The following is a 26423-nucleotide window of genomic DNA, read 5'->3' as shown; positions in this document are numbered from 1 at the left end:
ATGAACAATGATAGTTCAAGAATGAACAATAAACAAGAGCTTCCCTGGGACAATCCCCGCTTTCGCAACTGGGTGGCAGTGGCACGCGCGTGTCATGCGCTGGAACGCACCCTGGCTGCCAGGCTGGCCCCGCTCGACCTGAAGCCTGCCCAGCTCGACGTGCTGATGAACCTTTATCGCCATCCCGGCATGTCGCAGCACGATCTGGCGCGCAAGCTGCTCGTCGGCCGTTCCAACATCACAATGCTGTTGCCGCAGCTTGAAAAGCGCCGGCTGGTGCGGCGCGAGGGCGACCCGAAGGACAAGCGCATATTGCGCCTGTCCCTCACCGAAGACGGCACGGCGCTGCTCATGGAATCGCTCACGATCTACACGGGGCTCATCGAGATCGCGATGGCCGGAACCTCGCCGGAACACTGCGACATGATGGGCGACCAGATGCGGCGCATCACCGAGGTTCTGGACAAGGCCCGCGAAGGTTGAACTCTTCCTTGAAAACGTGAGAAATCATCCTCAACATACTGATAATCAATGATTTTGATTATCTCCCATCGCGGGACAGCCCCTTCGCGGCGAGTTCGTCCAGATAAGCCTGCCAGCGGGCTTCCTTTTCCCGGCCGAGTTCGGCAAGGTAGATCCAGGTAAAGATCCCGGTATCGTGGAAATCGTCGAAGGTGATGCGGACGGCATAGTTGCCGACAGGATCGATGCGGGTGATGGCCACTTCGCGCTTGCCGGGAACCGTGACACGCTGCTCGGGCGAATGGCCCTGCACTTCGGCCGAAGGCGACAGCACCCGCAGCATCTCCGCCGGCAGTTCGATCGGCTCCGCGCCCGGAAATGTCACGAACAGCGTTTTGCGGTCCTTCGAGACCCTGAGTTCCGATGGGGCGGTCATGGCAGCCTCTCTCCTTTGGGATGCATCCGTCTACAATAACCGCGCACGGCCCGCCACAGCTGAAGATTAAGTCTGATACGCAAGCCAATTCACCTTGAATGGCAAGCCGCTTCGTATCACATAGGAGTATATAACGCCTGCGCCGGCCACGAGAACGGCTGCGCGGGCGGAAGATGGGAATGCGCAATGGACATGATCGACCCCTTCGGTCGCCATATCAGCTATCTTCGCATATCGGTGACAGACCGCTGCGATTTCCGCTGCGTGTACTGCATGGCCGAGGACATGGCATTCCTGCCGCGAAAGGATCTGCTGTCGCTGGAGGAACTGGACCGGCTCTGCACCATCTTCATCGAAAAGGGCGTGCGTAAGCTTCGACTTACCGGTGGAGAGCCGCTCGTGCGCAAGAACATCATGCATCTGGTGCGCGAGCTTTCGCGACATCTGAAAAGCGGCGCCCTTGAAGAACTGACTTTGACGACCAACGGCTCGCAATTGTCGCGTTTCGCAGGCGAACTGGCGGATGCCGGCGTGCGCCGCATCAACGTGTCGCTGGATACGCTCGACGCGGAAAAATTCCATGCAATCACGCGCTGGGGTCATCTGGACAAGGTCATGGCCGGCATAGATGCCGCGCAAGCTGCCGGCCTGAAGGTCAAGATCAACGCCGTGGCGCTGCGTGGCTTCAACGACATCGAAATGCCTGACATGCTGCGCTGGGCGCACGGGCGCGGCATGGACATGACCGTCATCGAAACCATGCCGATGGGTGAGATCGAGGCAGACCGCACCGACCAGTATCTGCCCCTTTCGGTTCTGCGCGCGCAGCTTGAGAGACAGTTCACGCTCACCGACATTCCATTCAAGACCGGCGGCCCCGCCCGTTATGTAGAGGTGGCGGAAACAGGCGGAAGGCTGGGCTTCATCACGCCGATGACCCATAATTTCTGCGAAAGCTGCAACCGCGTGCGCCTCACCTGCACCGGCACCCTCTATATGTGCCTCGGTCAGGACGACGCAGCGGATTTGCGCGCACCGCTGCGCGCATCGGAGGGCAATGAGCTGCTTTCCGCCGCTATCGATGAAGCCATCGGCCGCAAGCCGAAGGGGCATGATTTCATCATCGACCGCCGCACCAACCGTCCCTCTGTTTCGCGCCACATGAGCGTTACCGGTGGCTGACCGGTAAGTTTCCCCCTCATGGGCCATTGCCGTGCCCGCAACGCCTGCTAGCGTGGGCGCGGGAGTATGAGGGGACCGGTTTCTTGAATCTTTCTGACAATATGCGCGGCGCGCTTTACATGGTCGTCGCGATGATCGGCTTCACCATCAACGATGCCATCACCAAGCTGATGTCAGAATCCATGAATCTGGCGCAAGTTATGCTTGTGCGTGGAATTTTCGCATCAACGACAATCACGCTCATAAGTTGGCGAAGCGGTGCGTTCTCGCAGATGCGCCTGCTGCTTCAGCCGCTGGTCGCAATTCGGGCTGTCAGTGAAGTCGCAGCTACCGTCACCTTTCTCATGGCGCTGTCCCAATTGCCGATCGCAAATGTGTCAGCCATTCTGCAGGCGCTGCCACTGGCGGTGACCATGGGGGCGGCGCTGGCGTTCGGACAAACTGTCGGCTGGCGGCGCTGGATAGCGATATGCGCCGGCTTCATAGGCGTGGTGATCACCGTCCGCCCCGGATATGAAGGCTTCAGCTCCTATTCCCTCTATGCGCTCGCCAGCGTATTCTGCTGCACGGTGCGCGATCTGGCCACCAGCAAGCTGCCCGACAATATCCCGACCTTGCTCGTATCCACGGTCACGTCGATCGTGGTCACGGCCACGGGCGCACTTCTCCTCGCGCCGATGGGGGGCTGGACGCCGATAGAAACCCGCAATCTGGCGCTGATGGCGCTGGGAGCCATGCTTCTGCTGCTCGGTTATCATTTCATCATCATGGCCATGCGAGTGGGCGAGGTGTCGTTCATATCCCCCTTCCGCTACACCTCGCTTTTGTCATCCATCCTGCTTGGGATCATCATTTTTTCCGAACTGCCAGATATGCTGATGATTCTCGGCGCAACGATCATCGTTGCCTCCGGCCTTTACACGCTTTACCGCGAGCGCACGGTCGGCCGATACGAGACCGCGGCCAAGAGCGCCGGCCCCAGCATGGGACCCGACGGCATATAGGACAGCTGAAAACCATGGTGCAGAACATTGCAGGCATCATCCTGGCTGGTGGATTGTCGAGCCGCATGGGCGGCGGCGACAAATGCCTGCTGGAATTGTCCGGCAAGCCAATTCTGCGCCATGTGATTGAACGGATCCGGCCGCAGGTCGCCACGCTCAGCCTTAGCGCCAACGGCGATCCGACCCGTTTTTCTGATATCGGCCTGCCCATATTGCCCGACACCATCGAAGGCTATGTCGGCCCGCTGGCCGGCGTTCTGGCCGGCCTCGAATGGATAGAGAAGCAGGATTCGGTCCGCGCACTGGTCACTGTCGCTGGCGATACGCCGTTCTTTCCGCAGGATCTGGTCAGCCGCCTCGCGCTTGCTGCCGACACCACAGCGGATACGATCGCCGTTTCGCGCGCCGGTGAGCGTGACCACCCGACATTTGCCCTTTGGCCCAAGGCGATGGCCTCGCCGCTACGATCTTATCTGCTTCAGGGCGGGCGCAGGGTGTTCGGCTTCATTGAGGCGCGGTCCAGCGTTGCGGTGGATTTCCAGTCAAATGGCGGGGCCGATCCCTTCTTCAACATCAATACGCCGGAAAATCTTGCCGAGGCGGAACGGATCGTCAGAGAAGGCAGCGCATGAAACACCGTGTCTTTGGCATCACCGGATGGAAGAATTCCGGGAAAACGACCCTCACGGAACGGCTTGTGGCGGAACTCGTCGGGCGCGGCTGGAAAATTTCCACCGTCAAGCACGCGCATCACGGCTTCGACATCGACAAGGAAGGGACCGACAGCTATCGCCATCGCGCCGCCGGTGCAGGTGAAGTCGCCATCGTATCGGGCCTGCGCTGGGCATTGATGCACGAGCTGGCCGGAGAAGCGGAACCATCGCTCGATGACATTCTCGAACGGCTGGCAGAATGCGACCTCGTGCTTGTCGAGGGCTACAAGCGCGAATCGCAGCTCAAGATCGAGGCACGCCGACGCGGTGCGCGCGAACACACGCCGCTTTCCATAAACGATCCCAACATCGTGGCCATCGCCGCAGATCATCCCCAGCCCGGCGAGACACTGCCGGTATTCGACATTGACGACATCCCGGCTATCGCGAGCTTTATCGAGAAAGTTACCGGCCTCAATCCCTGACTCCCGCCTCCCTCCAGCACGTCTCCGCACCGCCCCTGAACGTGTTGCGCTGCAATCTGCATCAATGGTTTTAGCGGTTGCTTTTCCAGCAAAAACAATGGGAATATCTTGCCACCCAGCGGCCGCGAGAGCCACGCGAAGATGCCGAACAGGCATTCACAATAACGATAGGGAACACTATGCGAACTATGGAAACTGCGCCGGTTGCCTCAGTAGACGAAAGCTGTCCGGCAGCAGCCGTAAATACGCTTCAGGCAGTCGTAGACAGGCCCGCCGCGGGTTTCCTCTTGTTGTATCCGGCTTATTGAGCTTCATCAGCAGGCGTGCTCACTTCCCTGAGACGGAAACCGGGCAAGCCTGCTGGCACTTCAAGGTATGTTTGCCGGCTTCGATCCGGCTGGCATGATAACAGACCATTCAAACAGCAGGCACGGGCGGGATAATGCAAAGCGTTTGGACGCTGCTCAGTTGGGGGCCGGAAGGCTGGCTGGACGAGATTGCGTATGGTGTTTTCATCACTGTCAGCCTTGCTCTGGCCACTCTGCCGCTCGGATTGCTGATCGGTTTTCTGATCGCGGTTGCCAAGCAGTCTCAGGAGCGCTCGCTCAGGCTGGCAGCCAACATCTACACGACCATCTTCCGGGGCCTGCCCGAATTGCTGACGCTGTTTCTCGTCTTCTACGGTGCCCAGATCGGCATCCAGCAGGTTGTGAAGTTCTTCAGCCCCGGCGCCAGCGTGGAGGTGAACAGCTTCGTATCCGGCATGATCGCGCTTGGCGTGGTGTTTTCTTCCTATGCCAGCGAAGTTTTCCTTTCCGCATTCAGGGCCATCCCTCAGGGCCAGTATGAAGGCGGATATGCAATCGGCCTGTCGAAGTTCCAGACCATGCGGCTTGTCGTTGTGCCGCAGCTTATCCGCATTGCCCTGCCAGGCCTCGCCAATCTCTGGCTCATTCTGCTGAAAGATACGTCGCTGGTTTCGGCCATCGGGCTTACTGACATATTGCGGCAGGCTGGCGTCGCAGCGCGGGTGAGCAAGCAGGCATTTCTCTTCTTCGGCCTCGCGACGCTGATCTATCTCGGCCTCGCCATCATCTCCTCCATCGGCATCGGCCTGATCGAGCGTCGTGTCGGCCGGCAGGAGGTGCAGCGATGATCATGACGAGCAGGAGCACCAAAGAAGTGCTGCGTCCGCCACCGCCTGCACGCGGATGGCCGCGCCAGCGCATCATCGGCTATGCGCTCGTATCGCTGTGGATCGTGGTTTTCATCGGCCTGATCGCCTATCTGGTGTCTGCGTGGAAACCAGACATGTTCTGGCGTTATGCGCCCAGCTATGTCTCCGGTGTCTGGGTTACGCTCAAACTGGTCGGGCTGTCCGTCGTGATCGGCGCGGTGCTGTCGGTGCCGATCGCCTATGCACGTACTTCGCGCAATCCGTTCATCGCTGCCCTCGCCTATGCCTATGTCTATTTCTTCCGCGGCACGCCGCTGCTGGCACAGGCCTTCCTGATCTATTACGGGTTCGGATCCTTCCGCGCGCAGTTCGAGGCGGTCGGCCTGTGGTTCTTCTTCCGCGACGCCTTCAATTGCGCCCTTTTCGCCTTTTCGCTCAACACCGCAGCCTATCAGGCGGAAATCCTGCGCGGCGCCATCGCCAGCGTGCCGAAGGGCCAATGGGAAGGCGCGAACTCTCTTGGTCTGCCGCGGCTGATAACGCTGCGTAAGATCATCCTGCCACAGGCACTGATCGTAGCGCTGCGTCCCTACGGCAACGAGCTGATCCTGATGATCAAAGGGTCGGCCATCGTCGCCATCATCACCGTGTACGACCTCATGGGCGTGACCCGTCTCGTCTATTCGCGTACTTTCGATTTCCAGTCTTATCTGTGGGCTGCAATCATCTATCTGCTGATCGTTGAAACATTGCGCCACGCAGTGGAATGGATCGAAAAACGCATTACACGACATCTCAAGCGCTGATTCTCCCACGCATCGATGCGGCCCGCGAGCGGCATCGCTTCGCATGAAAGGATATTGAACAATGGCAACAGTGGCTTTCCTCGGTCTGGGCGTCATGGGCTATCCAATGGCCGCCCATCTGAAAAACAAGGGAGGCCATGACGTCACGGTCTACAACCGCACCGGGGCCAAAGCAGAGCGCTGGGTGGCCGAGCATGGCGGCAGGTTCGCCGCCACACCGGCTGAAGCCGCGCGCGACAAGGATTTTGTGTTCTCCTGCGTCGGCAATGATGATGATCTCCGTTCGGTAACGATCGGCCCTGACGGCGCATTCCAGAGCATGAAGAAGGGTGCTATTTTCATCGACAACACTACGGCGTCGGCGCAGGTGGCACGCGAACTCGCCGCTCACGCGGATAAAGCCGGTTTTTCCTTTCTCGATGCTCCCGTGTCCGGTGGTCAGGCCGGCGCTGAAAATGGCGTTCTGACAGTCATGGTCGGCGGCGAGCAGGCCGCTTTTGACCATGCTCGCCCGGTGATTGAATCCTTCGCCCGAATGGTGGGCCTGATGGGACCAGCGGGCGCCGGCCAGCTCACAAAGATGATCAATCAGATCGCGATTGCGGGACTGGTGCAGGGACTGGCAGAAGGCATCCATTTCGGCAAGAAGGCCGGTCTCGACATCGAAAAAGTGGTCGACGTCATCTCCAAGGGCGCGGCAGGCTCGTGGCAGATGGAGAACCGCCATAAGACCATGAACGAAGGCAAGTATGATTTTGGCTTCGCAGTGGACTGGATGCGCAAGGACCTTGGGATCTGCCTCGATGAAGCCGACCGAAATGGCGCAAAACTGCCGGTGACGGCCCTGATCGACCAGTTCTACAAAGACGTGCAGGACATGGGCGGCAATCGCTGGGATACGTCTTCGCTTCTGGCGCGTCTGGAACGGTAAATGGCCGGCACTCAGGCAGATCGCGCGCTCCCGAAGAATGCTATCTGCTCAAGGTGTTCCGGAATACGTTGTTTCCTCAAAACAGGCTCTTGCTTCCCGGCACCATGCTTTAGCTGTGTCCACGCGGTTTTCTTGCTTGTTCGTATCATTTAATCCGCTAATCATCGCATCCCATGGCAAGTGCATCGCAAGAACCACGAAAAGCAACACTCGACCGCATCGATATCGCTATTCTCGATACGTTGCAGAAGGACGGGCGCATTCCCAATGCGGCGCTGGCCGAGAAGGTCGGGCTGTCACAGTCCGCCTGTTCGCGTCGCCTCGACAATCTGGAGCGCTCCGGCACGATCCGGGGGTACCATGCGCGGCTGTCGAATGCGGCGCTCGGGCATCACACGACGGTGATCGTCCACATCTCCCTTTCCGGGCAGTTTGAAAAAACGCTGTCGGATTTCGAGGCTGCCATCAAACGCTGCCCGAATGTGCTGTCCTGCCATCTGATGTCGGGCGAGTACGATTACATACTGCGCATCGCTGCCCGTGACCTCGCGGACTACGAACGCATCCACAAGGAGTGGTTGTCGGCGATGCCGCATGTCACGCGCATCAACTCTTCCTTTGCGTTGCGTGAAGTCGTGGATCGCACAGCGCTCGGCATGAAACCGGAAATGGCCTGATCGCCGCCTTACTTGGCGACGATCACGTCCGGTTGCCCTTCAACAGCCAGAACCATACGCAGCCCCAGGACTTTTCCGAGCTGGGTGACACGCGCCGCCGGTCGCTCGCCATAAAGGCCGGAGAGATTCTTCGGAATGACCAGAGCGAGAACGCCGTCATCGCGCTTTCGCCATCGGAGTTGCGGTATGACGCCGGGCATTGCCGCCGAAAGCAGGTAAACCACCCGCATCGCACCGGCCAGAATCCGCGCCCGCTCAAGATAGCGCGGCGTTGCCAGTTCATGGAACGCTGGCGCCAGCCCGCTGAAAAGCCCCTCATGCCGGAACAGATTCGTCAGCGCCAGATAGGCGCGCCCCGGATGATCGACGCCAAGAAACGCAGCATGGGCGATGATGTTGAGCGACTGTGTTCCACGATATTCCGGATGCGCTCTCCAGCCAATGTCGGCCAGCAGACAGGCGGCTTTCCGGTAGCGCGCCTCATTAACCGTTTCCTCTATGCCGAACGTCCGGAAGGACTCGCTCGTCCACTCGACAAGTTCACGAACGTGAGTGAACGAGCGCGAGCGCAGCCGTGCAAGCTCCTCGCAGGCTGAAAGCAGCGGATCTGCCGTCTGTTCCGCAGCCGGCAGAAGGGAATGGAGATAGCCCTCACGCACGCCGACCGCCGACACGATGATGCGCGACGGCTTCATCGCGGTGATGATTTCCTTCTGAACGATGGCGCCATACGGCAACAGCGCACGGCGAGCCTTCGACACGCCTTCGATGCCCTTGATGCGTTCGATATTTCCCTTGGCGACCTGCTTGAGAAAGGACATCGCGCTGGCGGGGTCGATCTCATAGTGATGCATCACGCCAAGCGGATATCCCGTCTTCTCCATATGGAGGCGGGCGAGATTTCGCCAGGTGCCGCCCACGGCATAGAAGGTGCGCCCCTGCCCCGCCTTGAGAAGCTTTGCTCTGGCCACCTCTATGCGCGCAATCTTGGTTGCCACTTCCAGCGAATTGCCTGCCATATCCTGCAGGCGAAGGCCGCCCAGAGGCAGCGTAATGCCGTCGCCGATGGTCGTGCCCGCAACATCGACAAGTTCGAGGCTGCCACCGCCGAGATCGCCTGCAATACCATTTGCAGGTTCAAAGCCCGAGATGACGCCGAGCGCCGAATAATAAGCTTCCTGCCGGCCACTGAGCACGTGAACTTCCGTGCCGAGCACATCTTCCGCCCGGCGGATGAAATCCGGGCCGTTTTCAGCCTCGCGCGCGGCCGCCGTGGCCAGCACATGCATGTGAACGGCGCCCGCCTGCTCGGAAAGGCTGCGAAAGCGCCGGAACTCTTCCATCGCCCTGGTAACCGCTTCAGGATCGAGCTTGCCGGTGGAGACGATGCCGCGGCCCAGACCCGCCAGCATCTTCTCGTTGAACAGCATGGTGGGAGACCGCGCCAGTCCTTCATAGACAACGAGGCGTATGGAATTCGATCCGATATCGATGATCGAAACCGGGCGCCGGTCCTGAAGCCGGCCCTGAGATGCAGCAATCATCAGCTGGTCGTCGGATCAGTTTTCTTGCGGCGCTTGAACTGCGCGATCCGCTTCGGCGCATGCAGTTTCAAGGCATCACCCCGTCCGGAAAGGCTGGGATTGGTCATGAAATATTCCTGCGCATTGAACGGCTCCTCGCCCTCTTCAATCGTCACCCGGCGCGATGTGCCATCCGGCAATACTTCGAAACTTTGCTGGTTGTCCACCAGATTACCCAGCATGATCTGTCCGAGAATCTGCTCATGCACGGTGGGATTGGTGATCGGCACCATCGTTTCGACGCGGCGGTCGAGATTGCGCGGCATCAGATCGGCCGAGCTGATATAGACGATGGCCTCATCCGACGGCAGGCCGTGTCCGTTGCCGAAGCAATAGATGCGGCTGTGTTCAAGGAAGCGGCCAACAATCGATTTTGCCCGGATGTTCTCCGACAGCCCCGGCACCTGCGGCCGCAGGCAGCAGATGCCGCGCACGACGATGTCGATCTCCACGCCGGCACTGCTGGCATCGTACAGCGCATCGATCACCTGCGGATCGACCAGCGAGTTCATCTTCATCCAGATTCGCGCCGGGCGCCCTGCCCTGGCATGGGCGATCTCGTTTTCGATATGCCCGAGAATGCGACTGCGCAGGGTATAGGGCGAAAGCGCGATCGCCATTTCGTCTGTCGGCTCAGCATATCCGGTGATGAAATTGAATATCTGAGCGACGTCACTCGCCATCTTCGGGTCGCAGGTGAAGAAGGACAGGTCCGTATAGATACGCGCCGTGATCGGGTGGTAGTTGCCGGTGCCCAGATGAACGTAATTGCGCAGCTTGCCATCCTCGCGCCGCACCACGGAAGACATCTTGGCGTGCGTCTTCAGCTCCAGAAAGCCGAACACGACCTGCACGCCGGCCCGTTCCAGATCGCGAGCCCAGCGAATGTTCGCCTCTTCATCGAACCGTGCCTTGAGCTCGACAAGCGCGGTCACGGATTTTCCGGCCTCGGCCGCATCTATCAGCGCGCGCACGATCGGGCTGTCGTTGGAGGTTCTGTAAAGCGTCTGCTTGATTGCAACGACTTCGGGGTCGACCGCTGCCTGACGCAGGAACTGCACCACCACATCGAAAGATTCATATGGGTGGTGGACGACGATATCCTTCTCACGGATGGCCGCGAAGCAATCGCCGCCATGCTCGCGAATGCGCTCAGGAAACCGTGGATTGTAGGGCGTATATTTCAGGTCGTCGCGCGCAATGGAGACAATCTCCGAAATCTGGCTGAGCGCCAGCGGCCCCTCGATGACGCTGACGCGGTTGCCGGCAACCCCAAGCTCTCCCGCCACGAATTCACGCAGGCTTTCCGGCATGCGGCTGTCGAACTCGATGCGGATGACCGAGCCGCGCCGACGGCGCTTCAGCGCGGTCTCAAACAGACGCACCAGATCTTCGGATTCTTCCTCGACTTCGATGTCACTGTCGCGGATGATCTGGAAGGTGCCCGAACCCTTGACCTCGTAACCGGGGAACAGGCGTCCGATATAGAGACCGACCACATCCTCAAGCGGAACGAACCGAATGCGGGTCTTGCGATCAGGCAGGCGGACATAGCGCTTCAACGCCGGCGGCAGACGCAGAAGCGCGCTCATTTCCTCGCCTTCCCGCAGATGGCGCAGCTGCAGCGCCATGGAGAAACCAAGGTTCGGGATGAAGGGAAAAGGGTGCGCGGGGTCGATCGACAGCGGGGTCAGAACCGGAAACACCTGCTCGCGGAAATACTCTTCCAGCCAGACCTTTTCGTCCTTGGCAAGCGCAGAAACGCTGACCGTTTCGATGCCTTCCGCGTCGAGACGTGCCATCAGTTCCGCCAGCACCTTCTGCTGGTCAGCCTGCAGGCGCTCAACTTCGCGCAACACCTGTTCGAGTTGCTGCTCCGGGGTGCGTCCGTCCGGGCTTTTCAGGCTGATGCGCTGCCGCACCTGCCCGGCCAGACCCGCGACACGCACCATGAAGAACTCGTCGAGATTTGCGGCGGATATGGAAAGGAAGCGGACACGTTCGAGAAGCGGGTGGCGTTCGTTGCGGGCCTCCTCAAGCACGCGGCGGTTGAACTGCAACCACGAAAACTCACGATTGACGAAACGATCAGGGTTGCCGCTCTCTGTTGCCGCGACCTCAGATGTCGTGAACTCTGCCTGTTTTGGCCTCAATCCGCTCATATCCCCGCTTTCCTGCCTCTGCCGGCGTGAAACCCGTCACACCGCCAGCCGGCTACATTGTTTCACATTATCCTCTGGCAGGGTTTTACGACAGTTTGATTTCACAAGCCTTGCAAAGAACCCTGTTATGATCCAAACGCTGGATAACAGCTCGAAGGAGACGATGATGGCTGGCGGTATCATTCCCCACTTCCAGAACGATCAGGGTCACGCAGCGATCGAGATCGGCGTCAAGGAATTCATGTGCGTGGGAGCGACCTCTCCGTACGATCATCCGCATGTGTTTCTGGACATGGGCGCGGATGACGAGAAGGTTTGCCCCTACTGCTCGACGCTGTACCGCTACAATGCGGCCCTCGCTGCAGACGTAACCATCCCCGCCGGCTGCGCCTATATCGACCGGGCCGCCTGAGCGGCAAACGGCCGGAACCCATCATGGCATACAGGGGCGAAAGCCCGATCGTGATCGCCGGGGCCGGCATTGCCGGCCTTACCATGGCGATTGCTCTCGCGCGCCGGGGTATAGCCTGCCGTGTTTTCGAGCAAGCGCCCAAACTGGAAGCCTTTGGCGCGGGGCTTCAGATTTCGCCAAACGCCGCACGCATTCTGAAAGATCTCGGCGTTCTGCCGCATCTGCACCCCCACGCTGTGCAGCCGCAGGCCGTGCGACTGAAAGACGCCAACACGTTGCGCGAACTTGCCGGCGTTCCGCTTGGGAAATTCGCTGAACAGCGCTGGAACGCGCCCTATCTCGTTTCGCACCGCGCCGACCTTCAGCAAGCATTGCTGACGGAGGCGCGTTCACGGCCGGAAATCGAAATCAACACGGGCATGAAACTGGCGGAGGTTTCGCGCGAACCGCCGGGCCATGTTATCGCAAGCTTCGGGGACCCTGAAGGCAACACGACCACCGCAGAGTGCCCGCTGCTGATCGGAGCCGATGGCGTCTGGTCCGCTTCCCGCCGGTTTGTCGAACACTCGGCCCGAAACCGATTCAGCGGACAGATCGCATGGCGCACGACCATAGACACCAACAGCGCCGCCGGCGAAGCGTTTCGCAAGCTTGCGGACAGCGACAGTGTCACCACTTTCGTGCATGCCAGCTTTCATCTGGTGGCATACCCCTTGCGGGCCGGAGCAGAAATCAATCTGGTCGCATTCACGCCCGCGATGGATATCGCGCAAAGCTGGGCAGTACAGGCGGAAATGTCGATTCTGCTGCATGCCGTCGCGCGAAGTTCACCCGCTCTGGCGCGTCTGGTGGAAATGGCGGGGCATTGGACGGCATGGCCGCTTCATACGGTTGACCCTGTGGCCAGCTGGACCACACCGGGAATCGCACTCATCGGGGATGCCGCGCACGCCGTCACCCCCTTTGCGGCGCAAGGTGCCGCCATGGCCATCGAAGATGCGGCCCTGCTGGCGCAATATATCGCTGAGCCCAACACCCGTGAACAAGGCGCGATATCCTTGTGGGAACAGCAACGTAAAGCGCGGCTGTCTAAAGTCGCGCGGCGTGGCGCACTGAACAAAATGGCGTGGAATGCAGCAGGGCCGGTGGCTCTGGCGAGAAATCTTGTGCTCAGGATGCGCTCTCCGCAAAGCCTCGCAACCGATCTTGACTGGCTTTATGGGTGGCGGCTCCCGCAGGAGCGCTGAACAAGCAGCCGCCCTCTTCGTTTCCAGATTCCGGAAGCTGCGCGGCCTAGCAAAATTGCTATGCCGCGCTTGTCTTCCTCAATGCAGGATCTGGCTGAGGAACAGCCGGGTGCGCTCGTGCTGGGGGTTGTCGAAGAACTCGACCGGCGTGTTCTGCTCCACGATCTGGCCCTGATCCATGAAGATCACCCGGTTCGCAACCTGACGCGCGAAGCCCATTTCATGCGTCACGCACAGCATCGTCATGCCTTCCTCGGCAAGCCCGACCATGGTTTCCAGAACCTCCTTCACCATCTCCGGGTCCAGCGCCGAGGTCGGCTCGTCGAACAGCATGATCTTCGGCTTCATGCACAGCGAGCGCGCGATCGCCACCCGCTGCTGCTGCCCGCCCGAGAGCTGGCCGGGATATTTGTGCGCCTGCTCGGGGATCTTCACCCGCTCCAGATAGTGCATGGCCGTCGCCTCGGCCTCCTTCTTCGGAACCTTGCGAACCCAAATCGGCGCCAGCGTGCAGTTTTCCAGAATGGTCAGGTGCGGGAACAGGTTGAAGTGCTGGAACACCATGCCGACGTCGCGGCGCACCTCGTCGATCTTCTTCAGATCGTTGGTCAGTTCCTTGCCATCGACGATGATCTTGCCCTTCTGGTGCTCCTCCAGCCGGTTGATGCAGCGGATCATCGTCGATTTGCCCGAGCCCGAGGGACCGCAGATGACGATGCGCTCGCCGCGCATCACCTTCAGGTTGATGTCCTTCAGCACATGAAACTCGCCATACCACTTGTGCATGCCGATGATCTCGATCGCGACCTCCGTCGCCGAAACCTGCATCTTGCCGGTGTCGACCTCGATCTCTTCAGCGCTGACTGCGTTTTCGGTGGCCATTTGCCATTCCTCTTGCCTAGCGTTTGTGACCGGTATCGAGCCGGCGTTCCATATACTGAGAATAGCGCGACATGCCGAAACAGAACACCCAGAAGATTGCGGCTGCAAAAATGTAGCCGGTCTTTGCCGTCTGCGGGGTCGCCCATGTGGGATCACCCGAAATGTTCTGCTTCACGACGCCGAGCAGATCGAACATCGAAATGATCAGCACCAGGGTCGTATCCTTGAACATGCCGATGAAGGTGTTGACGATGCCGGGTATGACCAGCGTCAGCGCCTGCGGCATGATGATCAGCCCCATCTTCGGCCAGTAGCCGAGACCGAGCGAATCCGCGCCTTCATATTGCCCCTTGGGGATGGCCTGCAATCCGCCGCGGACCACCTCCGCCATATAGGCCGAGGCGAACAGAGCGACACCGATCAGCGCCCTCAGGAGCTTGTCGAAACTGGTGCCCGGCGGCACGAACAGGGGCAGCATGAAGCTGGCCATGAACAGAACGGTGACCAGTGGCACGCCACGCACGGTTTCGATGAAAATCACCGAAAGCAGCTTCACGATCGGCATTTCAGAGCGCCGGCCGAGTGCCAGTATGATGCCAAGTGGTAGTGACACGACGATGCCGACATAGGAAATGACCAGCGTCACCATCAGGCCGCCCCACATCGGGGTTTCGACATAACGCAGGCCGAAAGCGCCGCCCACCAGCAGGAAGTAGGCTACGAACGGAAACACGCCGAAGAACAATATGGCGTTCAGCTTCTTGTAGGGTACGCGCGGTATCAGAAGCGGCGCCAGCAGCGCCACGAAGATGATGCCGGTGAGGATCACGCGCCACCGCTCGTCCATGGGATAGCGGCCGAACATGAACTGGCCGAAGCGGCCGCTTACAAAAGGCCAGCACGCGCCGGACCATCCGGCCGGAAGCTGGCCGCCCTGCTCGGTGGTCAGGCAGGCTGTGCGGTCAGCGCCTGTCCACACCGCTCCGAAGAACAGCCAGTCGAGCGCCCGCGGCAGAAGCGAAGCCACAACCAGTAGGGCAAGCACGGTGAGAACCGAGTCAATCGGAGTAGCGAACAGGTTCTTGCGCAGCCACGCTGCCGCACCCACCTGCGAACGGGGCGCAGTTTCGGCCAGAGCCATTTCGGTGCGCACCCAGGATATGTCATGTTCCTGCATAGCTCACCTCTCCTTCAGGGCCATTTTGGTATTGAACCAGTTCATGAAGATCGAGGTAATGATGCTGATGCTGAGATAAACGGTCATGAAGATGACCACCACCTCGATCGCCTGCCCTGTCTGGTTGAGAATGGTTCCGCCGATTGCGTAGAGATCGGGATAGCCGATCGCCACAGCGAGAGATGAGTTCTTCGTCAGGTTCAGATACTGGCTGGTGAGCGGGGGAATGATGATGCGCATTGCCTGCGGGATCACGATCAGCCGCAGCCCCTGCCCCGAACGCATGCCCAGCGCCGAATAGGCTTCCGTCTGCCCTTTGGAAACACCCAATATGCCGGCGCGCACGATCTCGGCGATGAACGAGGCCGTATAGAAGGACAGCGCCAGATAGAGGGACAGGAACTCGGGCTTCACATTGAAGCCGCCAGACAGATTGAACGTACCCTTCTGCGGATAATCCACCGAGACCGGCATCCCGGCCAGAAGATAGGCCAGCAGCGGCAGCAGAATGATCAGCGCAAGGCTGGTCAGGAAGACCGGGAATTGCTGGCCCGTGGCCATCTGTCTTGCCCGCGCGCGCCTTGCCACATACCAGGACAGGATGACCGCCACCACGAACCCGGCAAGGATCAGCCAGGCGCCCGGTTCCCACACCAGCCGCGGAAAGTAGAACCCGCGATTGTTAAGGTAGGAGCCAAGCGGCAGCGAGAGACTGTCGCGCACATTGGGCAGCACGGCCAGCACGCCCTGATACCAGAACAGGATGACCAGCAGCGGCGGAATGTTGCGGAACACTTCCACATAGACCGTCGCCAGCTTGCGGATCAGCCAGTTGTTCGATAGGCGGCCGACGCCGACGAGAAAGCCCAAAATCGTGGCTGTCACAATGCCGGCTGCAGCTACGATCAGCGTATTGGCGATACCCACCAGAAGCGCGCGGCCATAGGACGAATCCGACGTGTAGTCGATCAGCCGGTCGGAAATATCGAATCCCGCCCGCCCCCGCAGAAACGCGAATCCGGTGGAAATGTTGGAGCGACGCAGGTTCTCGATCGTGTTGTCGACGATCCACCACACGCCAAGCACCAGCAGCGCGACCAGAACAACCTGAAATGCAATGCTGCGAACCCTCGGATCATATATCAGCGGGACCCGCGCGGATTCGTCTCTGATAACTTCCTGTGACACATGGTTCCCCTTGAACAGGTGTCTGAATTCCCGCCGGTGTTTGTTTTTGTGTTCCGGCAGGAAGGGAAAAAGCCGGAAAGGTGAACTCTCCGGCTTTTCTGGTCGTCAGCGGATCGGCATACCGTATTGCAGGCCGCCCTTGGTCCACAGCGCGTTGACGCCGCGCGCGATCTTGAGCGGGCTTCCGGTACCAACATTACGCTCGAAGATTTCGCCGTAATTGCCGGTGGCCTTGATGATGTTCACGACCCAGTCATTGCCGAGGCCAAGGTCGGTGCCGATCTTGGTTTCAGCTTCCGTTCCAAGCAGACGCTTGATGTCGGGATTGGCGCTGTTCTTCATCTCATCGACATTGGCCTGCGTGATACCGGCCTCTTCCGCGTTGAGAAGAGCGAAATAGGTCCACTTCACGATGTCGAACCACTTGTCGTCACCCTGCCTGACAGCCGGACCGAGCGGCTCCTTGGAAATGATTTCCGGCAACACGACATGGTCGTCGGGTGCCGCCATCTGCAGGCGCACGGCATAGAGGCCGGACTGGTCGGTCGTGTAGGCATCGCAACGGCCCGCATCATAGGCGGCGTTGGCTTCCTCGAACTTCTCGAACACGACCGGATTGTATTCCATCTTGTTGGCGCTGAAATAGTCAGCCAGATTCATTTCCGTGGTCGTGCCGGACTGGACGCAAACCGAAGCGCCGGAAAGCTGGAGCGCGGAATTCACGCCCGGAAGCTTCTTCGCGTTGATCATGAAGCCCTGACCATCATAGTAGGTCACGCCGGCAAAATTGAAGCCGAGAGCCGTGTCGCGGTTGATGGTCCACGTCGTGTTACGCGAGAGAATGTCCACTTCGCCGGACTGAAGCGCTGTAAAGCGGTCTTTCGCGCTCAGGCTCGTAAACTTGACCTTGGTTCCATCGCCGAATACCGCCGCAGCCACAGCACGGCAGAAATCGACGTCAAGCCCCATCCACTCACCCTTGTCATTGGGAGCGGAGAAGCCGGCGAGCGACGTGTTCACCCCACATTGCAGGAAGCCCTTGGCTTTCACATCGTCAAGCGTATCCGCGCTGGCTGCTCCCGCCAGCATTCCGAATGCGGCAGCACCGAGCACACCGATTGCCAACTTTTTCATAACCCACATACCCTTTTCTGTTATCCGGGAATCGACCCGGTTTCGTCGTGTCCAGGCGATCTCCCCCGACCGCTTTTTACTCGGGATGTAAAGTCTTCAAGACCTATGACCCGCTCCCATTCACGAACGTCATCGAAGGCGATAATCTTCGTGAGGTCAAGAAAAATGAATGATTGGGCCAGAGCACTGGTCATTTTGCACTCAACACATTGCCGTGAAAGCAAAATTCATTCCTGAAATTGCGTCACGGTTCCGTTGCGGAAGGCTTCTTCATGTCCTGAAAGCGACATAAAATGTCGCCTGACCACCGATCTTGGGAGGTTGTTTCCCCGACCGGCAGCTTTTTGCACAACGAGCAAAATGCAAGCCGCTCAGGGGTATCACGGTTGCGGGTGCATAAGTGCGCCACTAAGCTTGCGAAACAACATCTGGAGCGATCTCTACATGGCCAAAGACAGCACCGACCTGGGCATCAATACGCGCCTTGCCCACTGCGGAAGCAATCCCCGGGATTTTTATGGATTCGTGAATCCACCCGTCGTCCACGCATCCACCGTGCTGTTCCCGGATTCAGCCACGCTTGTAGGACGCTCACAGAAATACACTTACGGTACACGCGGAACGCCGACCACCGATGCTCTGGCTGCGGCCATGGACGAGTTGGAGGGGTCGGCCGGAACGATTATCGTTCCATCCGGCCTTGCAGCCGTCACCGTGCCGCTGCTTGCCTTTGCCGAGGCCGGGTCTCATGTCCTGATCGTGGACTCCGTCTACCATCCCACCCGTCACTTCGCCGACACCATGTTGAAGAGACTGGGCGTGGAAGTGGAATATTACGATCCGCATATCGGCGCCGGAATCGCCGCACTCATGCGCCCCAATACCAGCGTCGTCTTTACCGAATCGCCCGCATCCAACACATTCGAGGTGCAGGATATTCCGGCGATTTCAAAAGTGGCGAAACAGGCCGGCGCCGTCGTCATGATGGACAACACATGGGCAACGCCGCTCTATTTCAGGCCGCTCGATTTCGGCGTGGACATCTCCATCCATGCCGCCACCAAGTACCCCGCCGGGCACTCCGATGTGCTTCTGGGCACGGTATCTGCCAATGAGCAACACTGGCAGCGCCTGCATGATGGCTTCATCACGCTGGGCTGCTGTTCCGCGCCCGATGACGTGTATCAGGTTCTGCGCGGTCTTCGCACCATGGGCATCAGGCTCGAACATCACCGCACCAGCGCGCTTGCAGTGGCCGAGTGGCTTGAAGGCAGGCCCGGTGTGGCCAGCGTGCTGCACCCTGCCCTCCCAGGCCATCCCGATCATGAGCTTTGGAAGCGCGATTTCTCCGGATCGAGCGGCATTTTCTCCATTGTCCTGGACGGCGGCAGCCAGAAGCAGGCGCACGCCTTCCTTGATGCACTGAAGATATTCGGGCTGGGATTTTCATGGGGCGGCTATGAAAGCCTTGCCGTTCCCGTGTCGCTGGCTGACAGAACGATCGCCAGAGGCAAATATGCGGGACCGGTCATACGCCTCCAGATCGGACTGGAAGATGTGGAGGATCTGAAGACGGACCTGCAGCGCGGGCTCGACGCTGCAGCATCGGCCTGAGTTTTCGCCTCAGGTTCTCACTCTGGCCCGGCGCAACAAATACTCCCGTTCCGGAATGCCTTCAAAAATAAAAAGGAAACAGCGGCCGGGTCGCAGAACCATTGTCTGCACCCTGTCGCTTTCGTGAAAAGTCATTTCGCCATCCCAACGGGAAGAGGCACTACCTTTCTTTATCCGCGCCGCCGTCGCAGCCAGAATTTCAGCGGCACGATAAGGTGCCTTGGCTATTCGGCAGGGACGCGTTGATGACTTTCAAATTCAAGACGGCATTCGATTCCACCAATGCGGCCCTTGCCGCTGCACCGCAAAATGCACGCGCTACATTTTCAGCCAGTTCCACCCTTGGAGACGGCGTCAACAGCAACGTCGCGATTCGACAGTTCAACGTGGCCGTTGACGAGCCGCAGGCGCTTGGCGGCACCGATACCGCCCCCAATCCGGTCGAATACATTCTTGCCGCTCTCGGCTCGTGCCAGGAAATCACCTACCGTCTTTACGCGGACGCGCTCGGCATTCCAGTGAACAGGGTTTCCGTTCGGCTTGAAGGAGACATCGATCTGCGCGGCCTGTTCAACGTCGACAAATCCATCCGCCCTGGCTTTCAGGGTATCACCGCCGAGGTGACCATAGACAGCCCGGCTTCGGAAAATGATCTTCTCCGTCTCAAAAGCGTGGTCGACCGCCACTGCCCGGTTCTCGATATTCTCCAGAACCCGACGCCCGTGCAAATCGACTTCCGCCACGAGCAGGCTCACGCGCTGGAGCCGGTTTGAGGCACCGCCAACACTGTGGAAAAATCCGGTGAAGGGCGAGCGGAACGATAAGTTGCAAATGCAGGCTTGCATGCAGGCATCCGGGCTGATACGGCATCCCCACTCGCAAATTGTTGGTGAAAACTGACAGCAGCCGGTGGTCACCGGAGTGTAGCGCAGCCTGGTAGCGCACCTGATTTGGGATCAGGGGGTCGCAGGTTCGAATCCTGCCACTCCGACCATGTAACCTCAGCTTTGGAATGACGGTGCTGCGGCGTTTGCGATCTTGCCGCCGCCGGTTTTGCGAAGTATGGAGACGCTACGGCTCGCAAGCCGCACTGCAAAGAGGTTTCCATGTCCGCGCGCATTTTCAGCCCTGCCAAGACTGCTATGCAATCCGGCACAGCCAAGACCGGATACTGGGTTCTGGAGTTCGAGCCCGAACAGCCGCGCAAGATCGATCCCCTGATGGGTTACACCACGTCCGGCGACATGAAGAGCCAGATTCGCCTCACCTTCGAGACGAAGGAAGAAGCCATCGCTTATGCCGAGCGCGAAGGTCTGGCTTACCGCCTGCAGGAACCCAATCAGCCGAAGCGCAGGCAAATCTCCTATTCGGATAATTTCCGATACGACCGCCGCACGCCCTGGACGCATTAAATAACTGGAATTTTACTGCGCTGCTTTTTGTACAGTCGCGTATATCTGGTCCCGTAGCTCAGCTGGATAGAGCACCGGCCTTCTAAGCCGATGGTCGCAGGTTCGAATCCTGCCGGGATCGCCATCCTTTCGGCCCCTTCCACTCCGGAAATCTCACCCATCCATAAGGCGTGAGTCCGGTACCAGCCGAGCCCCCCTGTCTTTTAACTATGAGCTTTCATACCGACTAGCAGACTTTCAGGCGATTTTAGCTCTGCGAGGCTCTGCCCCTTCCCGGTTCTGAAACCGATCGCGCTTGCTTCTCCTTCCAGCGCGGCATCACCATCTCGACGCCGTTTCCTGCCGTTGTTGAGCCGGTTTCTGTGGCGCCCGGGGCTGATGGCTTCAAGGTTGTACAGCTCGCAATAATTACAGCGCAAAGCGCTTCGCCCTGCTCACAGGGGATTTTTGATCTTTCCAGACAGGAATGTCGAAGTAAGGTGGGAAATGCCTTGTCACCGGCACTGCAAGGCGCAAGCTGTGTCTGGAAGTCAACAGCAGGTGCCTCACGATGATGAGGCAGAAGACGTTGTGCCACGAAATATTCTTAAGGAGGGATCGTGAAGGCTCTTATCGTGATCGACATGCTCAACGACTTCGTGACGGGCGTACTCAACAACGAAGCCGATGCGGCAAAAATCATCCCTCCGATTAAGCGCCTGATTCAGCATGCACGCGCAGATCCCGACTGGCTTGTTGTGTACTCGAACGATGCGCATCGTTCAGATGACAGGGAGATCAGCGTCTGGGGCCGCCATGCTATGGCCGGCACATACGGTGCCGCGGTTGTCGACGAACTTGCGCCTGTCGGAGCGGAGCGGGAAATCGTTTCGCCGAAACGCTTCTATGGCGCTTTCGACGGCACTGATCTGGAAGAAGTTTTCAGAAAATACGGGGTAAGCGAGGTCATTCTGACCGGTCAGCATACCCATTGCTGCGTGCGCCATACCGCCTATGGGGCATTTGTTCGCGACTATAAAATTCGGGTCCCCGCAGATGCGGTTTGTGTCTTTCCCGGAGTGGATGGTGATGCGGCACTCGATTATCTGAAAATGGTGTATGGAGCAGAGATCACAACCACATCTGCGGTAATGCTGCCCAACAGCTGATTCCATGCCAGCCTTGGCGAACGGTTGGCCCTACAATGAAGATTTATCCCCTCTGCCCGAGGCAGCAGCGCCGGGCAAAAGGTGATCCCGTTATCTGACTTAAGGCGCGCACAACGCCAGCGCTCCGCCTTCTTGCGGCAACTCATTGTGTCGCAGATGGCGCGTCGGCGCGGCTAAAGTAGAATAAAGATGCCTGATGATGGTGAGCCGGGAGGGGATCGAACCCTCGACCACATGATTAAAAGTCACGTGCTCTACCGCTGAGCTACCGGCCCATCATTGAAATGCGGGATGTTCCGGGAAATCTCCGGAACCTGACTTCAGACGATGCCTCTCCTGCACCTTCCGCCCACCGCATTATCCGCAGCAGTTCGCTGCCCCGGAATTGGGCCGGAACATAGGGAGCGACACAGAGCCGGTCAACAGTAAAAAGAGCCTCCCGACAGCCTTTCCAGATTAACTTCAACAGAAGTCAAACAGGGGCGCAAACCGCCCCTCGAACTCCGTCATCGAACGACAGTTTCTGTTGCCGTGGGAACAATTTCGCCGCTAATCTGTTTCAGACACAAAGGGACGCTATCGCAGATCAGGAGAATCTTATGAAACGCATCGTTGCAGGTCTGCTTGCATCGGCCGTATCGCTGTCGTTTCTGGCGGCGGACATCTCGCTCGCCAGCGCGGCACCTATCTATGTCGCACCGAGTCAAACCATGACGAGCGACATCCAACAGATCGACCACAGGCCGGGGCACCCTCCGCGCGCCAATCCCCGTTACAAACGGCCGGATCGACGCCCCGGGCCACGCCCCGATGGAAGGCACGAATATCGCCGTCCTCATAACAACGATGTCTACTGGCGCGGCCATCGTGGCTATCGCGAACCGAGACCCGGCTACAAACGCCACGGTGATTACTGGTTCCCGCTGGCTGCGTTCGCAACGGGCATGATCATCAGCGGCGCCATAGCCAACAGTGCACCGCCACCTCCTGCTCCTGCCTATCGCGGCGGCGGCAATGCTCACGTGAACTGGTGCTACAATCAATATCGCAGCTATCGTGCGTCGGACAACACGTTCCAGCCCTATAACGGGCCGCGCAAGCAGTGCGTATCGCCCTATTACTGAGGGTTCCCGAACAAAAAAAGCCCGCACAATGTGCGGGCTTTTTTATTTAGATCCAGAAGCTTATGCTCTTCTTCCGAAAATCAGCTTCAACGCTTTCAGGCCTTACCAGAAGAAGATGAGGTGGTCAGCGTACGCCGCACCGCATCGCGCCAGCCTTTGAGCTTGGCTGCCCGTGTGGCTTCATCAAGCTCGGGATTGAATTGCCTGTCGAGAGACCAGCTCTTCGCAAACTCTTCCATGCCGGGCCAAACCCCTGCCCTCGAGCCTGCAAGCCATGCGGCACCGAGAGCCGTGGTTTCCAATATGGTCGGCCGGTCGACAGGAGCATCCAGAATATCCGAAAGACGCTGCATGGCCCAATCGGAGGCGACCATGCCGCCGTCCACGCGCAGCACCGTGTCGGCCCCATTCGCCTTCCAGTCCTTGTGCATAGCATCGAGCAGATCGCGGGTCTGATAGGCCACCGATTCCAGCGCTGCATGGGCGAATTCCGCCGGCCCCGTGTTGCGCGTAATGCCATAGATGGCTCCCCGCGCCTCGGCATCCCAATGCGGTGCTCCAAGGCCGACGAAGGCCGGAACCAGATAGACCGACTGCGCCGGATCGGCTTTAAGCGCCAGAGGTCCGGTTTCGTCGGCACGGCTGACGATCTTCAGCCCGTCGCGCAGCCATTGCACCGCAGCGCCGGCGATGAAGATCGATCCTTCCAGCGCATAAGTCGTCTTGCCGTCAAGGCGGTAGGCTATAGTCGTGAGCAACCGGTTCTTCGACCGCACGAGATCGCTGCCGGTGTTCAGCAGCGCGAAGCAGCCCGTGCCATAAGTGGATTTCATCATTCCCGGCTGAAAACAGGCCTGCCCGATCGTTGCCGCCTGCTGGTCGCCGGCGACGCCCAGAATGGGAATGGCAGCGCCAAACAGCTTTTCGTCGGTCGCGCCGTAATCGTCGGCGCAATCTTTCACCTCCGGCAGAAGCGAGGCCGGGATGTTGAGGATGCGCAGAAGCTCCTCATCCCACGCGTTCTTCTCGATGTTGTAGACGAGCGTACGGGACGCGTTGGTGGCATCGGTGGCGTGAACCTTGCCGCCGGTGAGGCGCCAGATCAGAAAGCTGTCTATGGTGCCTGCCAGCAACTCGCCTTTCTCGGCACGCTTGCGCGCGCCCTTCACCTTGTCCAGCATCCAGGCGATCTTGGTGCCTGAAAAATAGGGATCGAGGAGGAGGCCGGTCTTGCGGGTAAACTTCCTCTCCAGCCCCTGCTTCTTCAGTTTCGCGCACATCTGCGCAGTCCGGCGGTCCTGCCACACGATAGCGTTGTGGATAGGCTTTCCGGTTTCCTTGTCCCAGATGACGATGGTTTCACGCTGGTTGGTGATGCCGATGGCGGCCACATCGCCGGCCGCGCATTTCGCCTTTTTCAGCGCCTGTCTGACGGTTGCCAGAACGCCAGACCAGATTTCCTCCGGATCGTGCTCGACCCAGCCGGATGCCGGATAATGCTGGGTGAATTCTTTCTGACCGACACCGACGACGTTCCTGTCCTTATCGAACACGATAGCCCGGCTCGACGTGGTGCCCTGGTCGATAGCAAGGATGAAGCCGTTCACGGTTTTCTCTTGTCGCTGATGCAGTTCAATACGGCATCCTTCCGCATTTGGCAGATGGGATGCAAGGCTTTGAATGATTTGTCAAAGTAAGGACGGGGACGGCCGAAGCCGCCCCCGCTGCAGTCGTCTGGAGGATTATTCCTGCCAGCTCTTGACCAGTTCGTCATAATTGACGGTGAGAGGCTTTTCCTTCTCGTTCTCGATCTTGAGCTGAGGCGCGAGGCTGCCCTTCGCCACCGCATCCTTGTTCCAGTATTCAAGGTCATGCTGCTCGGCCATCTTCGGGCCGATGTCACCCTGAACGCCGGAACGCTCGATGCGCTCCATCACCTTTTCCTGCTCCGCGCAGAGCGAGTCCATGGCCTCCTGAGCAGTCTTTGCACCCGAGGATGCATCGCCGATGGCCTGCCACCACAGCTGCGCCAGCTTCGGATAGTCAGGAACGTTGGTGCCCGTGGGCGACCACTGCACGCGGGCCGGTGAGCGATAGAACTCGATCAGGCCGCCCAGCTTCGGTGCACGCTCGGTGAAGCTTTCGTGACGGATCGTGCTCTCACGGATGAAGGTGAGGCCGACATGCGCCTTCTTCACGTCCACGGTCTTGGAGGTGACGAACTGCGCATAGAGCCATGCGGCCTTGGCGCGGTCATCAGGAGTCGACTTCATGAGCGTCCAGGAACCGACGTCCTGATAGCCGAGCTTCATGCCTTCCTTCCAGTAGACGCCATGCGGCGACGGGGCGAAACGCCACTTCGGCGTACCATCCTCGTTCACGACCGGCAGGCCTTCCTTGACCAGATCAGCCGTGAAGCCGGTGTACATGAACATCTGCTGGGCAACCTCGCCCTGCCCCGGCACCGGGCCGGATTCGGAGAAGGTCATGCCCTGTGCGGCGGGCGGAGCGTAGGCCTTCAGCCAGTCCAGATACTTCTGGATGGCGTAGACCGCAGCCGGGCCGTTGGTGTCGCCGCCACGGGCAACGCACGAACCGACCGGACGGCTGTTCTCGTCAACCTTGATGCCCCATTCGTCGACCGGAAGGCCGTTGGGCAGGCCCTTGTCGCCATTGCCGGCCATGGAGAGCCAGGCATCGGTGAAGCGCCAGCCGAGGGACGGGTCCTTCTTGCCGTAGTCCATGTGGCCATAAACCTTCTGGCCGTTGACATCACGGCCGGTGAAGAATTCGGCAATGTCCTCATAGGCCGACCAGTTGACCGGAACGCCGAGATCGTAACCGTACTTCTCCTTGAAGTCGGCCTTGTTCTTCTCGTCGTTGAACCAGTCGTACCGGAACCAGTAGACGTTGGCGAACTGCTGGTCGGGCAGCTGGTAGAGCTTCTTGTCCGGAGCGGTCGTGAACGAAAGGCCGATGAAGTCGTCAAGGTCGAGATTCGGGTTGGTGACGTCCTTGCCTTCATTGGCCATGAAGTCGGTTAGGTTGCGCACCTGCTGGTAGCGCCAGTGGGTGCCGATCAGGTCGGAGTCGTTGACCCAGCCATCATAGAGGTTCTGGCCGGTCTGCATCTGGGTCTGAATCTTTTCAACGACATCGCCCTCCTGGATGATGTCATGCGTGACCTTGATGCCGGTGATGGCCGCGAAGGCCGGGGCCAGCACTTCGGATTCGTAGGAGTGGGTGGTCATCGCTTCCGAAACCACCTTGATCTCCATGCCCGCGAAAGGCTTGGCGGCGTCGATGAACCACTGCATCTCGGCTTCCTGATCGGCACGCGAGAGCGATGAGACGTCACCGATCTCCTTGTCCAGAAACGCCTTTGCCTCGTCCATGCCCGCATAGGCGCTGCCGGCGCCAAGCAGAAGGACGAGCGCTGTCGTCGATGTTAAGAGCTGCCGTCGCATGAAATTTCCTCCACTGTTAAGGTTTATGCGTAAGCCCGACGCAGCCGTCCTCAGACGGAT

At 59.3% G+C, this 26423-nt stretch carries 25 protein-coding genes and 3 tRNA genes; 18 read left to right on the top strand and 10 right to left on the bottom strand.

All coding sequences use genetic code 11. From position 1 onward, the window contains the following. Positions 1 to 21 precede the first annotated feature (21 nt). Positions 22 to 483 carry a MarR family winged helix-turn-helix transcriptional regulator gene (locus tag HNR59_RS11210; RefSeq protein ID WP_183829949.1) on the top strand — a complete coding sequence of 154 codons (462 nt, stop codon included), beginning with the start codon at positions 22 to 24 and terminating at the stop codon, positions 481 to 483. Positions 484 to 541: 58 nt separating this feature from the next. On the opposite strand, the gene HNR59_RS11205 is transcribed toward HNR59_RS11210, so the two are convergent. After that, positions 542 to 898: a gamma-butyrobetaine hydroxylase family protein gene (locus HNR59_RS11205; RefSeq protein WP_183829945.1), complete on the bottom strand. Its 357-nt coding sequence runs from the start codon at positions 896 to 898 to the stop codon at positions 542 to 544. Positions 899 to 1084: 186 nt separating this feature from the next. On the opposite strand from HNR59_RS11205, the gene moaA reads away from it, so the two are divergent. From moaA to HNR59_RS11165, 8 genes are all read left to right on the top strand, one after another. Further along, the gene (moaA, locus tag HNR59_RS11200; RefSeq protein WP_183829941.1) at positions 1085 to 2080 is read left to right on the top strand and encodes a GTP 3',8-cyclase MoaA; all 996 of its coding nucleotides are present in this window, start codon (positions 1085 to 1087) and stop codon (positions 2078 to 2080) included. Between the two features lie 83 nt (positions 2081 to 2163). Then, on the top strand, positions 2164 to 3084 hold the full coding sequence (locus tag HNR59_RS11195) for a DMT family transporter (RefSeq protein ID WP_183829939.1): 921 nt from the start codon (positions 2164 to 2166) through the stop codon (positions 3082 to 3084). Between the two features lie 14 nt (positions 3085 to 3098). Continuing rightward, on the top strand, positions 3099 to 3716 hold the full coding sequence (gene mobA / locus HNR59_RS11190; RefSeq protein ID WP_183829936.1) for a molybdenum cofactor guanylyltransferase MobA: 618 nt from the start codon (positions 3099 to 3101) through the stop codon (positions 3714 to 3716). Beyond that, on the top strand, positions 3713 to 4222 hold the full coding sequence (gene mobB / locus HNR59_RS11185; protein ID WP_183829933.1) for a molybdopterin-guanine dinucleotide biosynthesis protein B: 510 nt from the start codon (positions 3713 to 3715) through the stop codon (positions 4220 to 4222). Before mobA ends, mobB begins: the two co-directional genes overlap by 4 nt. A 442-nt stretch (positions 4223 to 4664) precedes the next feature. Next, positions 4665 to 5378: an ABC transporter permease gene (locus HNR59_RS11180; protein ID WP_183829930.1), complete on the top strand. Its 714-nt coding sequence runs from the start codon at positions 4665 to 4667 to the stop codon at positions 5376 to 5378. A gap of 2 nt (positions 5379 to 5380) precedes the next feature. Beyond that, positions 5381 to 6205 carry an ABC transporter permease gene (locus tag HNR59_RS11175; RefSeq protein ID WP_425488644.1) on the top strand — a complete coding sequence of 275 codons (825 nt, stop codon included), beginning with the start codon at positions 5381 to 5383 and terminating at the stop codon, positions 6203 to 6205. 61 nt (positions 6206 to 6266) lie between these two features. Beyond that, the gene (locus HNR59_RS11170; protein WP_183829924.1) at positions 6267 to 7136 is read left to right on the top strand and encodes an NAD(P)-dependent oxidoreductase; all 870 of its coding nucleotides are present in this window, start codon (positions 6267 to 6269) and stop codon (positions 7134 to 7136) included. A 173-nt stretch (positions 7137 to 7309) separates the two neighbouring features. Beyond that, positions 7310 to 7813 (top strand): Lrp/AsnC family transcriptional regulator, encoded by a 504-nt coding sequence (locus HNR59_RS11165; RefSeq protein WP_183829922.1) that lies wholly within the window; start codon positions 7310 to 7312, stop codon positions 7811 to 7813. An 8-nt stretch (positions 7814 to 7821) separates the two neighbouring features. Here HNR59_RS11165 and ppx read toward each other — a convergent pair whose 3' ends face one another. Together ppx and HNR59_RS11155 are read right to left on the bottom strand one after the other, a co-directional pair. Further along, entirely contained in the window at positions 7822 to 9357 is a 1536-nt protein-coding gene (ppx, locus tag HNR59_RS11160) for an exopolyphosphatase (protein ID WP_183829919.1), read from the bottom strand. Next, complete coding sequence (locus tag HNR59_RS11155; RefSeq protein WP_183829916.1) at positions 9357 to 11558, bottom strand: RNA degradosome polyphosphate kinase; 2202 nt, start codon at positions 11556 to 11558, stop codon at positions 9357 to 9359. The genes ppx and HNR59_RS11155 overlap by 1 nt, the downstream gene beginning before the upstream one ends. A gap of 166 nt (positions 11559 to 11724) precedes the next feature. On the opposite strand from HNR59_RS11155, the gene HNR59_RS11150 reads away from it, so the two are divergent. Both HNR59_RS11150 and HNR59_RS11145 read left to right on the top strand, forming a co-directional pair. Continuing rightward, entirely contained in the window at positions 11725 to 11970 is a 246-nt protein-coding gene (locus tag HNR59_RS11150) for a zinc-finger domain-containing protein (protein ID WP_183831542.1), read from the top strand. A 23-nt stretch (positions 11971 to 11993) separates the two neighbouring features. Continuing rightward, positions 11994 to 13217 (top strand): FAD-dependent monooxygenase, encoded by a 1224-nt coding sequence (locus HNR59_RS11145; protein ID WP_183831540.1) that lies wholly within the window; start codon positions 11994 to 11996, stop codon positions 13215 to 13217. A 78-nt stretch (positions 13218 to 13295) separates the two neighbouring features. Here the strand turns inward: HNR59_RS11145 and HNR59_RS11140 are convergent, their stop codons facing one another. The 4 genes from HNR59_RS11140 to HNR59_RS11125 all read right to left on the bottom strand — a co-directional run bounded on the left by HNR59_RS11140 (position 13296) and on the right by HNR59_RS11125 (position 17598). Further along, positions 13296 to 14099, bottom strand: coding sequence for an amino acid ABC transporter ATP-binding protein (locus HNR59_RS11140; protein ID WP_275592311.1), 804 nt, complete (start codon positions 14097 to 14099; stop codon positions 13296 to 13298). Positions 14100 to 14115: 16 nt separating this feature from the next. After that, positions 14116 to 15276, bottom strand: a complete 1161-nt coding sequence (locus HNR59_RS11135) for an amino acid ABC transporter permease (RefSeq protein ID WP_183829913.1) — start codon at positions 15274 to 15276, stop codon at positions 14116 to 14118. 3 nt (positions 15277 to 15279) lie between these two features. Beyond that, positions 15280 to 16464, bottom strand: a complete 1185-nt coding sequence (locus tag HNR59_RS11130) for an ABC transporter permease subunit (RefSeq protein WP_183829911.1) — start codon at positions 16462 to 16464, stop codon at positions 15280 to 15282. Between the two features lie 105 nt (positions 16465 to 16569). Continuing rightward, positions 16570 to 17598 carry an amino acid ABC transporter substrate-binding protein gene (locus HNR59_RS11125; RefSeq protein WP_183829908.1) on the bottom strand — a complete coding sequence of 343 codons (1029 nt, stop codon included), beginning with the start codon at positions 17596 to 17598 and terminating at the stop codon, positions 16570 to 16572. 444 nt (positions 17599 to 18042) lie between these two features. Between HNR59_RS11125 and HNR59_RS11120 the strand changes: the two genes are divergently transcribed. The 6 genes from HNR59_RS11120 (at position 18043) to HNR59_RS11095 (ending at position 21772) form a co-directional block, all read left to right on the top strand. Beyond that, positions 18043 to 19212 carry a cystathionine beta-lyase gene (locus HNR59_RS11120; protein ID WP_183829905.1) on the top strand — a complete coding sequence of 390 codons (1170 nt, stop codon included), beginning with the start codon at positions 18043 to 18045 and terminating at the stop codon, positions 19210 to 19212. 245 nt (positions 19213 to 19457) lie between these two features. Beyond that, positions 19458 to 19985: an OsmC family protein gene (locus HNR59_RS11115; protein ID WP_183829902.1), complete on the top strand. Its 528-nt coding sequence runs from the start codon at positions 19458 to 19460 to the stop codon at positions 19983 to 19985. 144 nt (positions 19986 to 20129) lie between these two features. Continuing rightward, positions 20130 to 20206 (top strand) — tRNA-Pro (locus tag HNR59_RS11110). Between the two features lie 112 nt (positions 20207 to 20318). Next, entirely contained in the window at positions 20319 to 20624 is a 306-nt protein-coding gene (locus HNR59_RS11105) for an ETC complex I subunit (RefSeq protein WP_183829899.1), read from the top strand. Between the two features lie 47 nt (positions 20625 to 20671). Beyond that, a tRNA-Arg gene (locus HNR59_RS11100) sits at positions 20672 to 20748 on the top strand. Positions 20749 to 21223: 475 nt separating this feature from the next. Then, positions 21224 to 21772 carry an isochorismatase family protein gene (locus HNR59_RS11095; protein ID WP_183829896.1) on the top strand — a complete coding sequence of 183 codons (549 nt, stop codon included), beginning with the start codon at positions 21224 to 21226 and terminating at the stop codon, positions 21770 to 21772. Positions 21773 to 21972: 200 nt separating this feature from the next. Here HNR59_RS11095 and HNR59_RS11090 read toward each other — a convergent pair. Continuing rightward, positions 21973 to 22047, bottom strand: a tRNA-Lys gene (locus HNR59_RS11090). 324 nt (positions 22048 to 22371) lie between these two features. On the opposite strand from HNR59_RS11090, the gene HNR59_RS11085 reads away from it, so the two are divergent. After that, on the top strand, positions 22372 to 22896 hold the full coding sequence (locus HNR59_RS11085; RefSeq protein WP_183829893.1) for a BA14K family protein: 525 nt from the start codon (positions 22372 to 22374) through the stop codon (positions 22894 to 22896). A gap of 95 nt (positions 22897 to 22991) precedes the next feature. On the opposite strand, the gene glpK is transcribed toward HNR59_RS11085, so the two are convergent. Next, a complete protein-coding gene (glpK, locus tag HNR59_RS11080; protein WP_183829890.1) occupies positions 22992 to 24503 on the bottom strand; it encodes a glycerol kinase GlpK in 1512 nt (503 codons plus the stop codon). Between the two features lie 135 nt (positions 24504 to 24638). Next, positions 24639 to 26363, bottom strand: a complete 1725-nt coding sequence (locus HNR59_RS11075) for an ABC transporter substrate-binding protein (RefSeq protein WP_183829887.1) — start codon at positions 26361 to 26363, stop codon at positions 24639 to 24641. Between the last annotated feature and the right edge of the window lie 60 nt (positions 26364 to 26423).

Source organism: Aquamicrobium lusatiense, assembly GCF_014201615.1.
Classification (GTDB): Bacteria; Pseudomonadota; Alphaproteobacteria; order Rhizobiales; family Rhizobiaceae; genus Mesorhizobium; species Mesorhizobium lusatiense.
The sequence above is the reverse complement of the archived record's forward strand: the minus strand, read 5'-3'. Positions and strand labels throughout refer to the sequence as shown.